The organism is Bradyrhizobium sp. KZN70725, assembly GCF_055264925.1.
This window is the reverse complement of record NZ_JBUYWT010000035.1, coordinates 59,182-73,430: the sequence shown is the minus strand read 5'-3', so window position 1 is coordinate 73,430 and position 14,249 is coordinate 59,182. Positions and strand designations below refer to the sequence as shown.

Below are 14,249 nucleotides of genomic sequence, written 5' to 3'. Positions count from 1 at the left end.
TTTTCATTCGTCGAATTTTGGACATCTTAATGAGCGTATCGCGTGCGGAGACCGACTCTAACAAACAGATCATTCCTTTCCGAGGAAGGTCACTTCTTTACTTTCTTCCATCGCCAAAACGGGGATGACTGGCTCTCAACTTTTGAGGAGGTCGATCGGCGCCGTGTTGTGGTTGCCTCAATCGAATAAGTAATCTATCGAGTTGGCGCGTCGGCTTCGCCGACTGGGCTCTACGCGCTACGCGCGCCGAGCCTCCCATCCCGGCTTCACGCCCCTCGCGCGCGGCTCCGCCCCGGCGCCCACAAGGGCTCTGTGCCCGCCGCGGCCATCTCCCCAGCTTCCGCGCTGCGCTTGTGCAGGCTGAGTGATCCCCTCGGCAACGTCGTCCCTGCGTGCGCCCCCGGTCTCAGTGGGCTTGGCATGACGATTCAGCGTGGAAGTCTGCGCTGAATCGTTACCCCAAAAGGAAAACTGAAAAATCAAGAATTGCGTTCAAACGAAAGCTTAAGGCGTACAAACGCACCGCGGTAGTCGCGGCACGATCTTAAGCGGGATGGTTCAATCACTGTGACTACATTTGGAAGCACGAAACTCTCAGATGAAAGGACCAAAAAGACGCGGGATGCATGATACGAGCGCATTGTGGGGCGGCTGAGGAGTAAGCGTCATCATCGCGGGCCAGCAGTTTGATCGGGTTGAAAATAGTCCTCACCGGATCGCGGATCAGGGTGCGGACGTACTTTGGAAAGGCCCGTCTGGAATGTTCAAATGACAGGCCCGTCTCCGAACAATATGAGGATAGCCGGAACCGCCGATCTTCCGACAACTGAGGTTCAATGAGGATCGATGGCCGTCATACGGTACCTTAAGACAGCAAGTTCGTGCACTCGATGCAGCTCAGGAAAAGACGGCCAGAAACAATCTGGCCGTCTCACGATCGAAAAGCGCGTCCCCCTGCGCTGTTCTCTTCGTTTACCAGATGAACTTAGCGCCATCCGGCAGTTCGCAGATGAATTCGCCCTGGTTCACGAGTTCGGTGGTCCCGACGACAAGCTTCGAGGCCCGCACCGTGAGCCTGCCTTCGCGGCTGAGGCTATGGCGGATGTACTCGGTCACGGCATGTCCGGAGCTGTCCACCGTTTGGTGGGCATTGGCGAAGCTAATGCCGTTCTGGGTGGTCACCCTGAAGGCATTGATGACCAGACCAGCCTGAGTTGCCGACGCAGCCTTGCCACCCTCCGCGGCTGTACAGCGGCTCATGTCCAGTACGAGCTTCACATTCTTGCCGGTCTGCAGGGCATGGAGCACCTCGGTGTATTTCGGCGAAGGCTCATCGGCTCTCGCCATCGTGCTCACGCCTACGGTCGAAAGCAAGGACAATACGATGGCCAGTCCTTTGCCAGTACACTTCATACGCTCTTCTCCCTCGATAAGTACCACAGATCGTACGTTGCAAGACGTCGTGTCAGCCGATTGGCGGATTCGAGACATCAAGCGCGCCTGCGACAAAGACAATTTGCCGCAACTAGACGCAAGAGGTTGTGACGGCTATTCCGACGTCACAACCTCGTAGGTCAGGTTTGCTAAAGCGGCTCGCCCCCGTGCGAAATCGACTAGACGATTTGATCGAGCGTCGGCAGCTTGGAAACCAAAAAACGGTGACCGGTCGCGCTCGTCCATTGCAGGTCCGACGGCCGAGAGGATGCCGTTCTTACATCTGTGTGAGCAAACGACTTGAAAAGAACACGTCGGCCTCGCATCCGCCAGCTTGTCCATGTGATACCCGGGCAAGGACTGCTGCCCCAGACGGCGTGCCCGCAATGAGGTGGTGGAGCGAACCTGGCGCGGCAGTCCGAACAAGCTCAGTCAAGGGACCCGATCTCGGCCCATTCGAAACAGCAACGACAGAGAGCACAAGACAGCGCCGACTTGTGATCCCTGGTTTTGCGTGCCTTCCTTCTGGCTGACGATCGCCTCACTGACCAAATCCGTCCGGCTCCCTCAAAGGTCAAGGCAAATGGCTTGCTTCCTGGTCCGTCAGCTTCTCGAAAGCTGCGCCTGCAATAGTCTGCGCCAATAGCCGGGACTCGAATGGAGACACAAATGAATGTTGATCCCCGGAAGGCCGCCGACACTCCATGCGAGGTTCACGACGTGCTGCAGCAGCCGAGCCGGATCGACAGGCAATCAGACGAGCTTAGCGTCCAGACCAGCGCACCCGCACACAGTTCCGAAAATCAAGCAAGCTTTGAGCAGCAGCTGTATGACCTGAACCTCAATGACCAGGATTCGGTTTTGCCAAGGTCGGATTCAGTCTCGTCAGTGGCAATATCGCATGTCCGTAACACGGCTCGGGATCACTCTTCCGTTGGATACCCGCTAGAGCGCTATCCTCTGGAACGGGCGCGCCAAGCTGGCTGGCATATGCGCGGCCAGACAACGACATCTGCCTTCGTATCGTTGGTCGAGGATCCGGAAAAACTCGCCGCTTCGCGCGACCCTTGGGCATGAGCGATCGCCAACCATGCGGACGCGCTGCACACCTACACGGTACCGAAGTCGGCGGTCTGGACGCCTGACGACGTGCTGGCAGCATCGGTCTTGGAATGAATGCCGAAGATCCGGAAAACGTCGACGGCGACGTCGATTTGATGTGCTCACTCGGCAGAACTCCAACCCGAGAGACTGAGCGCCTGTTCCTGGGCGGCAATTTGGAGAGTTACCGAACCGCAAGCGAAGCCAATCCCTACAAGCGCGGGAGTAATGAATAGATAATCTGTCGACCGCGCCATTTGGTAGGTTCGTTTGGGTTCATGCGCCGAGACAACCGCCTCAAGGTAGACCTGGAGCACGACACATCTCACGCGTTACAATTTGAGCATAGGGCATGGCGTGACCGATGTCTGATCAACTCGCCGATCGAACGGGGCAGCCCTCTACGCAATGCGCAACAGGCGGTTGAGGATTCCGAGAGGGAAAGTCGCATTTCGACGGTCGGGAGGAGCCGGCCGTTCGGGCATCCTGGTATCTTGGCTGCGTTCTGACATCGCACGGCATCTATTTGTTAGTGGACATCACGCGTGGCCGGAGGCGTGATGAGGTAAGCCGCTGAACGCGAAGCATCGCCCTTTTAGCTAGCTCGACCTGACATTGAATGGGCGATCAACACTTTGGCCGCGATCGCATCAGCTATTCACTCGTCTCCGGCAAGCGTACTGTTGCAGCCGGTCCGATCCGTCACCTGGATGCGTTCCATCAAAACAATCGATTTTGCTGGGGACGGCTAAACGTCTCATAGTCGACCGCGATCTATGGAGGCAGCATTCAAAAATGACGTCTGGCAATCGCTTCTCTTCTCAATCTCTTAATGGTCAAATTGGTTCGCGATCGCTCGTCCGCATCTCGGCTGTTAGCCCATGACCGTCACGTGAACGCATACCCGCCCCGGTCTTCCCGCAAAATTGCCACGCATGTGGCGGATCCGTAGATCGTCCGATCGTGACGCCCTGGCTTTGCTCAAAGCCTGGCACGAACGACTGACTCTTCGTGCACATCCATGGCTCTGACGCCAAGCTTGATCGGACGGCGAAACGGTCACGACCTGGACAGCGCGAGACAGACCGCCACGCGAAGGTCGATGGTCCAGTCCAAACTGTGTCACCATTAGCTCACAAGACTTTCGAGTTTGATGGCACCGCCACAAGCATCGAAGGCACTTGAATCTCACCTAGCGTCAGATTGTAGGATTTCCGACAGTCTCGCGACAGAATCTGCTCGCGTGAACTCTTCCCGACAGGCAGCAAGAAATGCGATCGTCTCAAAAACTCAATGCTCGGTGGCTCCGCCTCGTTAAGCTACTCGATGGCTTCTCTTCGGAGCGCACATCGTGCATCGCCTCTGCGCACAGCAGAGGACGAAGCGCCCCACGCGTAGCCAGGGCAGGACCCAGCGAGCGAGAAGAACGGGGGCAGTCGCAATTTTGCTCATGCCGGTCACGCACCGAGTTGGAGATCAAATCATTCATTCGCCGTTCATCCTGTGTGACGACACGGTGCCTACGTAAGCACTTCAGGCGATGCGCGATGGCAACACCGGACTCGATCCGTTCTTCGTTCGCAGCATTCGCGCCGCGGCGGCGTGGGAGAACTTCGGCGCGTCCGAACTTCGGGACGCTTGGCATCTCGCGTGGCAATCACCGACCAGCGAGAGGATGTCTATCAGGCCGATAGACGTATTGATCTTTTGTCATGCGTCTCGGCCTTTCCAGCAATCGGCTAGATGCAGATCGCGTGAACCGTCTTAAAAGCGCGGGAACACTTGCATTGTCGTGGCTTGACGACACTACGGGCTCAACGCCTAGCAGGAACTGACCGCGGATTAAGACGAATTGGGGGAGTTTCCAAATGTCAGCTTCGCTAGTCTGTTCGGCCAATTCAGCCGCTCTCGCCTGCGATTTCGTTTCGCTCGTGCGGTTTGGCGCAATCGTTCCCGCAGGCGGTCTCGGCCCACAGATGCATCAGCGCGCTGCCAAGGCTTTCAACCTTGTTGGAAATCGCAGAGCTGTTGCCGACATACAGGATCTTTTGAACGGTGTCGCCGGCGGACGCGATGCGCGGCAGGTCGCCTATCCGATAACGGTAGACCGGCAGACATTGATCGCCTGTCACTATGCTCAACCCTGGCATCTCCGACTTTTCGAATTCACGTCAAAGCGGTCGCCTCTCGGATCCACCGAGCCTCATGGTCAACCGTGACACGCTCAAGTCCTGCCGAGGATGGACGAGAGGCAATGAATGCGAATTCTCCTGGTTGATCATCATGCGGACTTTGGCCGCGCCGTGAAGGAAGCGCTCTTGAATTGCGGCTTCGCCGTTGATGTGACGCGCACACTGGATGAGGCGTCGGCCGCGCTGGAATGCGCGAACTACCACATGGTCCTGCTCGAATCTGTCTTGCCCGACGGAGACGGACTGGATTGGCTGAAGCAGTTGCGGCGCGAGGGACGATCAATGCCGGCGATGATGATGAGTAGTCTCAATGATCTCAGCCGCCGAATTGCAACTTTCAATGCAGGTGCGGATGATTTCCTGCCCAAGCCCGTGTCTATCGACGAACTCATCGCCCGCATGCGAGCCATTCTGCGACGGTCAACGCAAATGACGGCGCCGGTGGTGACATTCGGCAATCTGCATTTCGACCCGATCGCAAGGCAAGTCTCGGTTGGCGGCCGGATACTGAGAATTGCGCGACGCGAAGTCTGCATTCTCGAACATCTGCTCAACCGCGCCGGCCGCACCGTGCCGCGCACATCGCTGGAAGATAGCTTGTATGCGTTTGACGACGAGGTCTCGACCAATGCGCTGGAAGTCGGGATCTATCGCTTACGCGCGCATTTGAACCAGGCCGGTGCGACGCTCAGGATCAAGACCGCGCGCGGGGTCGGCTACACCCTTGAACTCGTCGGCGCAGCATCGGCTGCCTAGCAATCTAACTTGAAAGCAACAATCCCTTGAAGGTCGTCAAGAATGCTGCCGGCGCCAATCTGCCGCCGATGGCCATCATCTCGCAACGCTCTGCCGCTCTGCCCCGCTTGTGCTACGTCCTGTGCGGACTTGCTCTGCTATTTCCACTTGCTGGCGCAGCCGAGACAAAACGGGACGGCAAAGGAGAGCCGCCACGTGCGGCGCCTGGCAGCACCACCGGCACGCTCAACCTCACCTCCTCACAGGGCAAGACGGTTCATCTGATTGCGCCGGCAGCGAGCATTTTTGTTGCCGACCCGGCGATCGCCGATTACCAGGCGCCATCGAGCAGCACGATATTCGTATTCGGCAAAAAATCCGGACGAACCAGCCTGTTCGCCTTGAACGAGAACGGCGAGGCTCTCGCCGAGCTGCGCGTCGTTGTCACCCAGCCGATCGAGGACCTGCGTGCCACGCTGAAGGCTGAGATCGGCGATTATCCGATCCAGGTCAGCTATACCCCACGCGGCGCAATCCTTGGCGGTACGGCTCCCAACGCCGATATCGTCGAGACGGCCAGGAAGGTGACCGAGCAGTTTCTCGGTCCGGGTGCGCTGGTCGTCAACAAGATCCAGGTGGCAGGTTCGCTGCAGGTGAATCTGAGTGTGCGGGTGGCAGAAGTCTCCCGCAGTGCCGTCAAGGACCTCAATATCAACTTCACGGCTTCCGGTCCGAACGGCGCTTTCCTTGTCACCGGAAAAAGTGGCGGTTCCGGGCCGGCCCGTGGCGGCGGCACGATCGGCATCGGGTACAGCGCTGGCAATACCAACCTGAGCGCTGTTCTCGACGCACTCGCCAGCGAGCACCTCGCCTCGATCCTGGCTGAACCGAACCTGACCGCCATGTCCGGGGAATCCGCAAGTTTTCTGGCAGGTGGCGAATTTCCAATTCCGGTGATGCAGGACAACCGGCAAATCTCGGTCCAATTCCGACAATTCGGAATCAGCCTGGAGTTCGTCCCGACCGTCCTCAGCAATAATCAGATCAATATCCATGTGAAGCCTGAAGTCAGCGAACTGTCGAAAGAAGGCGAGGTCAGCGTCAACGGAATATCGGTGCCCGGTCTCTCCACGCGTCGTGCCAGTACTGTCGTCGAGCTTGCCAGCGGTCAAAGCTTCGCCATTGGGGGGCTCATCAGGCGCAATTTCAGTACCGACATCGGCACTTTTCCTTGGTTAGGAGATGTTCCGATCCTTGGTGTGCTGTTTCGCTCCTCTTCATTTCAGAAGCAGGAGACCGAACTGGTCATCATTGTCACTCCCTACATCGTCCGACCGGGATCTGGCCCGGGCAAGATGAGCGCTCCAACTGATCGCATCGGACCGCCTTCGGACGCAGGGCGCACCCTGACCAATACGCTGGCTGGTTCATCGAAGGGCCGCGAGGCGGCGCCCGCCACGGCCAGATCGGGTGCGACCTTCGGTGCCGGCTTTATCATTGAATGAGGACTGCCAATGACCTTGCGACACCTATGTCTTTTGATCGCAGTTGCGGCGGCCCTTGGCGGATGTGCAAATAGTGCTGCGATTTCTTCCGGATCGGCTGGACAAGCGGCCCGGGTGGAGCAGAGGACCAGTGTCCTGCTGCTTCAAAATCTTCGTCGCAACGAGAGGTACAGCCTGCGGGATTTCATTGCCAATGCCAGCCGCGGCCGGCGCGATGCACTCCAACTCGACGTCGCCGGCTCACCGCGGCTCGTAGCGCAGGTTGCCCATGAGGCGCGCGCGATGGGCATTGCCCCCTACAATATCCGCCTGTCCGCCTCTCCCGTCGATCAACGCGCGCATTTCGGGGTCCGGATCGAGGCAATTACCTACGAAGCACATCCTGCCGTCTGTCCGCCGCTCGCTGTCACCGGCCCTTCTCTAGGCGACAATTCGTTCGATCCAACGCTTGGCTGCTCAGTCCGCAATAACCTCGCAGTCATGGTCAACGATCCTGGCGACCTGCTAGGCAATGGCGCCGTCATGCCGACCAGCGGTGATCGTGCAGTGCTTCCCATCACAGCTCGTGGGACCGCGGCGACGGGCAATCGCAGCAATTTGGAGGATGGAACCCAAAACAGGAGTGCGCCAGGAACCCAATAAGCGGCTCGCAACATCCGGGCAGGACGAACGACGCTGGGCACTCTGGTTTCCATATCAGTCTTGCGATGGGCGGACGAGGCTCCTGGCATCCTGTCTTTGCTCGGCCGTTGTTTTTGGATCGCGCAGCTTGTACCAGGTTCTGCGACAATAGGGTCTTTGCCCGTAGGTCTGAGCGTATCGACGCTATACAAGGCCGGCGGCAAACACCGCCTTTGCGACCCTCTCGAAACAATCCATCGGAACGGCCTTGCCCATCACACCTTTACGGATCAGTTGACGCGCCAACACATGATCCTCGACAATGCTCAGACGCTGGGCCCGCGCCTGCGCCAGTAACTTTGACGCCACCTCGCCTTCACCGCGGCACACCAGCACCGGGACGCCTGTCTCGCCCCGAACGTAGCGCAGCCCAATCACCGCCGCCGGCCCACTCAGTATTAAGGTTGCTCGGTGGATTCCCAGCGGAGACTCGTTCGCCGACTCGCGACGGAGCCTGCGGTGTTCACCCTTGATATGCGGATTACCATCCTGTTCCTTGGACTCGCGCTTGGCCTCGCTCTGCGTCATGCGCATGTCGCGCAGGAATAACCAGCGCTGAATGAGCAGATCGGCCAGCCCACCAATCAGAAAGGCGCCGGCAGCAATCGCTATCAGTACTTTCAACTCGTTAAATACAAAACCAAGGCAGCTTAAATCGCACACCGGCAAATAGACCAGCGCTCTCCAACCTGCGAGCACAGTGAAGACGAACGTGGCACCCAGAACCAATACTTTGACGAGGGACTTTCCAAGCTCGACAAGCGAGCGCTGGGAGACAATCCGCTTCAGCCCTTTGACCGGATCCAATTTCTCAAAGCTAGGTTTCAGCGGCTCGACGGAAATCGTCAACCCGCCGCCGGCCAAGACGCCGGCCAAGATGGCCGCAACCAACGCCGCACCCAGGATGGGAGCTACGGCTGCCATAGAAAGGTCCATCAATCCGACCAACGCCTGCCGGACCGCGCTGTTGAACGGCTGGCCCTGCAGCTTGTCGATGAGCCGCACGGCTTCGCGCCATGCGTCTACGATCGGGCCCGCCCTGAAGCACAGGCAGCCGAAACCAGCGCAAAGGCTTGCCGCGGTCACAAAGTCGGCGCTGCGCGGGCTCTGCCCTTTCTTACGCGCGTCCCTCAGCTTCTTGTGACTTGGTGGAAGCTTTTTCTCTTCACTCGTGTCGTTCATTTCAAGAACTTCTCGAGCCACTCCAGCACACCGTCGAACTGAACGATCTCGGCTCCCATATATTCGATCAGGAAGACGGCGTAGCTCACCATGATGATGCCAAAGGCGGCATTCTTGATAGTCGGTGAGAGATCGTTCAGCTTGATTTGCGGCGCAAAGCGCCCGAGCAGCATGAGGGATACGTCAATCAGAAGCAGCAGAGCCAGCACGGGCCCGGCGACCACGAGGGTCGTATGCATGATATGGTCGAGCAGCTTGATAAATTCCATTGCTCCCTGCTGGGTCAGGGGCGGTAGCAGTCGATACACGGGCCAGATCAGATAACTTCCGTAAAGGCATCTGACCATTGTCTGCAGGCCCCCCGATACAACGAAGATCGTAACCGCCGCAGTTCCGAGAAAAAGCCCCATTGCGGAGGTTTGACTGCGTGTCGCAGGATCGTCTACCTGGCTTGATATGCCGCGCTGGGTATCAATGATGTCACCAACCGCTTGGATGCTCCAAAGTGGTATGCTGAGCAGAAAGCCGAACAATAGGCCGATAAATATCTCCTTCATACCGAGGAGCGCGACCGCAATCATTCGGGTGCCGGGATCCAGCGTCTGCAAGCCGCTCTTGATTTGCATCAAGCAAGGCAATCCAATCACAACCGTCGCGCTTGCGCGGATCATCCCGCTAATGTGCGGCCGCGTGAATACCGGATGAACCAGCATAATGCCAAGCGCCCGGGCCGCGCCAAGTCCGGCCGCAACGACGAATTCGACGGCAGTCTGAACCAGACTTTGTGTCTCGGTGGGTGACAACGCATCCATTTGAGCTCAGCTCGCCGCTCGCTTCAAGCCAATCTAATCGCCCGTGCCTCGCCATGATGCGAGTCGTCAAGAACTCTGCTGGTCATCCACCTCGTGTCCTAGCGGTTGCAGAGAGACATACCTAGCCGGTCACTTGCGCTTCAACTCTCCGCAGCTACGGCTGTCCGCCAATAAGGTATGACCATTTCAAGATAGGACCCGCCGAATAGCGCCGCTGCAAGGCAGGCAAGCCAAGCTCCTTCGGCTCTCACCGGCCGCAGGGCGGTTCTGATGATCTGGAGCTTCGGAGCTTCCATCAATTGAACAGTTTGCGGCGAACGGTCTCGGGCGGCACCTTCATCGCGGCATGATCCATCAGGACGTCAAAACCGTGCGGCCGCTTGAGACACAGCGGTTCGCCTGTCCCCCTGGTTGATAACTCGCCGGGTTAGACATCGAGGGCCAGGCCTTACTGCAGGTCATTCCATTGTGAGCAAGATTTGAATTGAGTGGATGTCAATTTCAGATGAGGTCATTCTTCCTCCGAAGGCCCATCGAGCCGAACAGGACAGTTCGGATATCTATCTGTCCCATGCTAGTGAGGCGAGCTTTCGGTAAGCTGACGAAACTCGCCTCTTCTGGTCATGTTTCACAATGGGGACAGACAAACGCGACGCCATAGCTTTATGGCTTGGTCACACCTTGCGATCCCCGCACTAATACCTCGCTGTGAGCGCGGGGAACTCAGTGAATATATGCTGGGCTTGCTCGATCAGCGGCGCGCTCAGCACCGGGGCAAATAGAACGAGCACCGCGACGACGACGAGGAGCTTCACTGTCAGTGGCAAGGTTTGATCCTGCAGCTGGGTTGCTGCCTGCACGATGCCGATGCCCAGTCCGGCCACGAGGGCTGCCAGGAGCGGCGGCAGAACCCAGATCATGAACAGGACAAGTGATCGGCTCAGGTGGGTGAGGATGCTGGCTTCGTCCATCTCAACCTCCGGGCATTGCGTAGCTTAACACCAATCCGTGCATGAGCCGCGACCAGCCGTCGATTGTAACGAACAGAAAGAGCTTGAAAGGAACGGATATCATTGTTGGCGACACCATTGACATGCCCATGGCCATCAGAATTGTCGTCACGATCAGATCAATCGTGATGAACGGAAGATAGAGAAGGAAGCCGATCTCAAATGCACGCTTAAGTTCCGAGATCAAAAAGGACGGCACGAGAATTGCTAAATCATCGGCTGATGCGTTGCCGCGCATCTCATCCGACCAGATATGTTCCGTCGATGACAGGAAGAACGTGCGCTGCTCCTCAGTGGTGAACTTTTTGAGGTGGGCGCGCAGCGGTTCGCTGCCCTCCTTGGCGGCAGTCAACCAGTCGTCGGCGGTCTGGTAGCGAAGTTGCGGATCGGTCACGCGGTTGTAGGTCTGCTCGAACACTGGAGCGCCTATGAACACGGTAAGAATCAATGCAGCGCCATACAGGACGATATTCGGTGGTATGGACTGAGTCCCGAGCGCGTTGCGAACCAGGAAGAGAACGACAGAAACCTTTATGAAGGCGGTCGTTGTGACGACTACGAACGCCAGCAGGCCAAGGCCGACCGTCGCCGCAAGAAGCGCAAGGATGCTCGGTTGAATGTCAACCATTGACTGCCAACCTGCTACGTAAGCGGATCCCAAGCGCCTCACCGATGCGCACGATGTCGCCCCGGCCGATCAATTGACCGTTGGCTACAATATCGACTGGACCGTCCAGGGGCCGCCCAAGTTCGAACACGTGTCCCTCATTGATGCTTCTCAACGTACCCAGCGGGATAGGCCAGCGGCCGCATTCGAAGACAAGCGTGATTTCAACACTGTCGATGTCGGCTTCCGAGGGCGGGATTGCTTGTTCCGTTTGGGGGCGTATCGTCATATCTACATACCTTAGAGGATGGGGCTGCAGGCGGAATGGTCCGCGAAGGACAAGTCTGTCGTCCACGGCCTGCGCCGGCGCCCACAACTTGTCCGCCGTGAGGATCAGCTGGCTATGGGCAAAGGGAATGACGTCGGGCAGCAGTGCGTCGCCGGGCTGTGCTTGGCGAAGTAGCCTGACCGGCGCCCGCAGCGAGCCGATCTCTGTCGTAATCACGACCGGCAATTCCGACGAAATCTTGCCTTGCTCTCGCGGTAATTGGCCAATCAACTCGCCTAACGAGCGAAACGCAGAAGGAATCAGACCGTCAAGCGGCGCGAACAAGAACAGACGGGCCTTTCCCGCCAGCGCTCCGATGGCAACATCGAGCTCCAGATAGGGGTCTTTGGCCGTTGCGTCTTCGATGCGGATCAGCTGCACATTCGATGCGAGCACGTTCTCTAATCCAACGATCCAGGGTGCCAGTGCAAGCTCGAGAACGAGCGAGCGGGTTGGGTCGGAAGGTAACGTAAGGCCCTGCTGGACCGTTGAAATCAGTGTCTCGACGAGAAGGCGAGGCAAGGACAAAACAGCTGTCCCGCCGCCGGCGCAAAATACGCAGTCGAGCATCGACATGTCATATGGCTCCGCCTGCCAGACAAGCCGGCTCACACGGATGGATAGTGGCTTGTCGCCAAGGCGGCTCTGCAAGATGGTACGCCGTGCGGCAATCTCGTTGGCCCACGAGACCACTTCATGCGCCAGCTTCACCGCTGGCTGAAATAGTGCGGGTTCAGCCACGGCACTTACCGACAGGTTGCACCGGCGCAGTTCGCGACGTCATAACAGAACCAGCCATTAGAACGCCCCGCCGATCGTCTGGCTGCGCGAACCACCCTGATATCGGAGCAAAACCTCATCGTCGGCGTCGATTTCGACCGCAAACTCCGAACGGACGGCAGTCGCGCGCTGGACATTGCCCTCAATCTCTTGCCATTTCTGGCTCGCCGCCGAGCGCTCGGCCCATACTGCCCGCGCCTTATTCACCGCCAGCTGGGCCTCCTCGTGCGCAATGCGTGCCTGCACAAGCGCCTGACGCGCTGATTCGATCTCTGCTGCCAGTCGCCCAATGACGAGGTGACACCGTCGATCGAGTTCGGTCACGGACGTTGTCTCGAGCTGCGCCAGTTCCCGATAAAGTTCAGCTTCGACCTTGGCGCGATGCTTCTGCGCGGCTTCAAGACCCTCAGACGCCCGCTGCAGCGCGTCGGCTGCAATTCGGCGCTTGGCTTCCATGTTCGACAATTCACGAAGCGCGCTTCGCTCCCTCATGTCTTTCACCAGCCGCAATTTCGACGCTTGCACGGGATTCAGGCCGTGAGACGCGACATCCATGAAACGGTCTCCTCAAAGCTGGACGGTTCGTCCTGTCCCTGGCGCAAGAATGCGCGCAGTTCCTCGATTGAATCGATTGCCCGATCAGTCAGTGGGTCGCTGCCGGGCTTGTATTCACCGACCTTGATCAGAAACTCAGCTTCATTGTAGCGCGAGAGCAGGTCGCGGAAGACGGAGGCCGCCTTGCGATGTGGCGCGGAGACGACCGCATCCATGACACGACTTCGGCTCGACAGCACATCGATGGCGGGAAAATGCTCGCGCGAAGCCAGCGCGCGCGAAAGAATGATATGACCATCGAGAATGCCGCGCGACTCTTCGGCAATCGGATCGCCCGTGCCGTCACCTTCGACAAGTACTGTATAGAATGCCGTGATGGAGCCCCGCTCCCCCATACCGGCACGTTCCAACAGACCGGGCAGCAGCGCAAAAACGGAAGGAGGAAAGCCGCGTCGGGTCGGAGGTTCTCCCGCGGCGAGGCCGATTTCGCGCATCGCACGGCTAAAGCGCGTCAGCGAATCCATCATTAGCACGACCTGCAGTCCTTGATCCCGAAAATACTCTGCGAGTGCGGTCGCCATATGAGCGCACTGCGCCCGCTCCATTGCGGACCGATCGGATGTCTCAACGACAACGATCGTGCGCGCAATGGCATCTCCAATATGACGTTCAATGAATTCACGCACCTCGCGGCCGCGCTCTCCTATGAGTGCAACTACTGTGACATCAGCGGCCGCCCCTTTTACAATTTGCGACATCAGCGTCGACTTACCGCACCCAGCATCTCCATAGATTCCGATCCTCTGACCTTCGCCACACGTCAGAAGCCCATCCAACACGCGAACGCCGAGAGGAAATGGCTGCTCGATGCTACGCCGTTTCATCGGGTTGGGTGCCCTGCCGCGGAGCGGACAAGTGTGGACCGTCTTTATGGGCCCCTTGGCGTCGAGTGGACGGCCGAAGCTGTCGATCACGCGACCGAGCAGGCCGGGCCCGACTGACACTTCCTGCATGCGCCCGGTCGGGACCACTTCCGCGCGGTGTGACAGGCCTACCATATCGCCGATAGGCGTCAGCAGAACCCCATCCGGCAACAAACCGATGACTTCGGCCTCAAGCGCCCATCCGGATGCGTGATCCTGCAACAGGCAAAGTTCTCCGACACGGGCCCCTGGTAATACGGCATGAAGTAACGTGCCGATCGCCCGCGTGATCCGTCCCCGCACAGCACGCGTATCGACATCCTTTGCTGCGGACCTTACAGACGCCAGCGCCGCATGCAAATCTCCTTCTCTGGCCGCTTGACCAGGGCCTGATCGTTGCATCG

13 protein-coding genes are annotated in these 14,249 nt (G+C 58.4%); 4 read left to right on the top strand and 9 right to left on the bottom strand.

The window, feature by feature from the left end; all coding sequences use genetic code 11:
- Positions 1-972: 972 nt before the first annotated feature.
- Positions 973-1,413 carry a VirK family protein gene (locus ACZBJS_RS28080; RefSeq protein WP_463439572.1) on the bottom strand — a complete coding sequence of 147 codons (441 nt, stop codon included), beginning with the start codon at positions 1,411-1,413 and terminating at the stop codon, positions 973-975.
- A gap of 690 nt (positions 1,414-2,103) precedes the next feature.
- On the opposite strand from ACZBJS_RS28080, the gene ACZBJS_RS28075 reads away from it, so the two are divergent.
- On the top strand, positions 2,104-2,511 hold the full coding sequence (locus ACZBJS_RS28075; RefSeq protein ID WP_463439571.1) for a hypothetical protein: 408 nt from the start codon (positions 2,104-2,106) through the stop codon (positions 2,509-2,511).
- Between the two features lie 1,922 nt (positions 2,512-4,433).
- On the opposite strand, the gene ACZBJS_RS28070 is transcribed toward ACZBJS_RS28075, so the two are convergent.
- On the bottom strand, positions 4,434-4,667 hold the full coding sequence (locus ACZBJS_RS28070; RefSeq protein ID WP_463439570.1) for a hypothetical protein: 234 nt from the start codon (positions 4,665-4,667) through the stop codon (positions 4,434-4,436).
- Between the two features lie 126 nt (positions 4,668-4,793).
- Between ACZBJS_RS28070 and ACZBJS_RS28065 the strand changes: the two genes are divergently transcribed.
- The 3 genes from ACZBJS_RS28065 to ACZBJS_RS28055 are packed head-to-tail and all read left to right on the top strand — an operon-like array spanning position 4,794 to position 7,609.
- Positions 4,794-5,483: a response regulator gene (locus ACZBJS_RS28065; protein ID WP_163152289.1), complete on the top strand. Its 690-nt coding sequence runs from the start codon at positions 4,794-4,796 to the stop codon at positions 5,481-5,483.
- A gap of 26 nt (positions 5,484-5,509) precedes the next feature.
- A complete protein-coding gene (locus tag ACZBJS_RS28060) occupies positions 5,510-6,967 on the top strand; it encodes a type II and III secretion system protein family protein (RefSeq protein ID WP_463439569.1) in 1,458 nt (485 codons plus the stop codon).
- Positions 6,968-6,976: 9 nt separating this feature from the next.
- Entirely contained in the window at positions 6,977-7,609 is a 633-nt protein-coding gene (locus ACZBJS_RS28055) for a CpaD family pilus assembly lipoprotein (RefSeq protein WP_463439568.1), read from the top strand.
- Positions 7,610-7,792: 183 nt separating this feature from the next.
- Here the strand turns inward: ACZBJS_RS28055 and ACZBJS_RS28050 are convergent, their stop codons facing one another.
- The 7 genes from ACZBJS_RS28050 to sctN form a co-directional block, all read right to left on the bottom strand.
- Positions 7,793-8,830, bottom strand: a complete 1,038-nt coding sequence (locus ACZBJS_RS28050) for an EscU/YscU/HrcU family type III secretion system export apparatus switch protein (RefSeq protein WP_463439567.1) — start codon at positions 8,828-8,830, stop codon at positions 7,793-7,795.
- Positions 8,827-9,642, bottom strand: coding sequence for a type III secretion system export apparatus subunit SctT (gene sctT, locus ACZBJS_RS28045; RefSeq protein ID WP_229157615.1), 816 nt, complete (start codon positions 9,640-9,642; stop codon positions 8,827-8,829). The genes ACZBJS_RS28050 and sctT overlap by 4 nt, the downstream gene beginning before the upstream one ends.
- A 695-nt stretch (positions 9,643-10,337) precedes the next feature.
- The gene (locus ACZBJS_RS28040; protein ID WP_025038819.1) at positions 10,338-10,613 is read right to left on the bottom strand and encodes an EscS/YscS/HrcS family type III secretion system export apparatus protein; all 276 of its coding nucleotides are present in this window, start codon (positions 10,611-10,613) and stop codon (positions 10,338-10,340) included.
- Between the two features lies 1 nt (position 10,614).
- Positions 10,615-11,280, bottom strand: coding sequence for a type III secretion system export apparatus subunit SctR (gene sctR / locus ACZBJS_RS28035; RefSeq protein ID WP_463439566.1), 666 nt, complete (start codon positions 11,278-11,280; stop codon positions 10,615-10,617).
- A complete protein-coding gene (gene sctQ / locus ACZBJS_RS28030) occupies positions 11,273-12,328 on the bottom strand; it encodes a type III secretion system cytoplasmic ring protein SctQ (RefSeq protein WP_463439565.1) in 1,056 nt (351 codons plus the stop codon). The genes sctR and sctQ overlap by 8 nt, the downstream gene beginning before the upstream one ends.
- Positions 12,329-12,385: 57 nt before the next feature.
- Positions 12,386-12,922: a hypothetical protein gene (locus tag ACZBJS_RS28025; protein ID WP_463439564.1), complete on the bottom strand. Its 537-nt coding sequence runs from the start codon at positions 12,920-12,922 to the stop codon at positions 12,386-12,388.
- Positions 12,898-14,247 carry a type III secretion system ATPase SctN gene (sctN, locus tag ACZBJS_RS28020; protein WP_463439588.1) on the bottom strand — a complete coding sequence of 450 codons (1,350 nt, stop codon included), beginning with the start codon at positions 14,245-14,247 and terminating at the stop codon, positions 12,898-12,900. Before sctN ends, ACZBJS_RS28025 begins: the two co-directional genes overlap by 25 nt.
- Between the last annotated feature and the right edge of the window lie 2 nt (positions 14,248-14,249).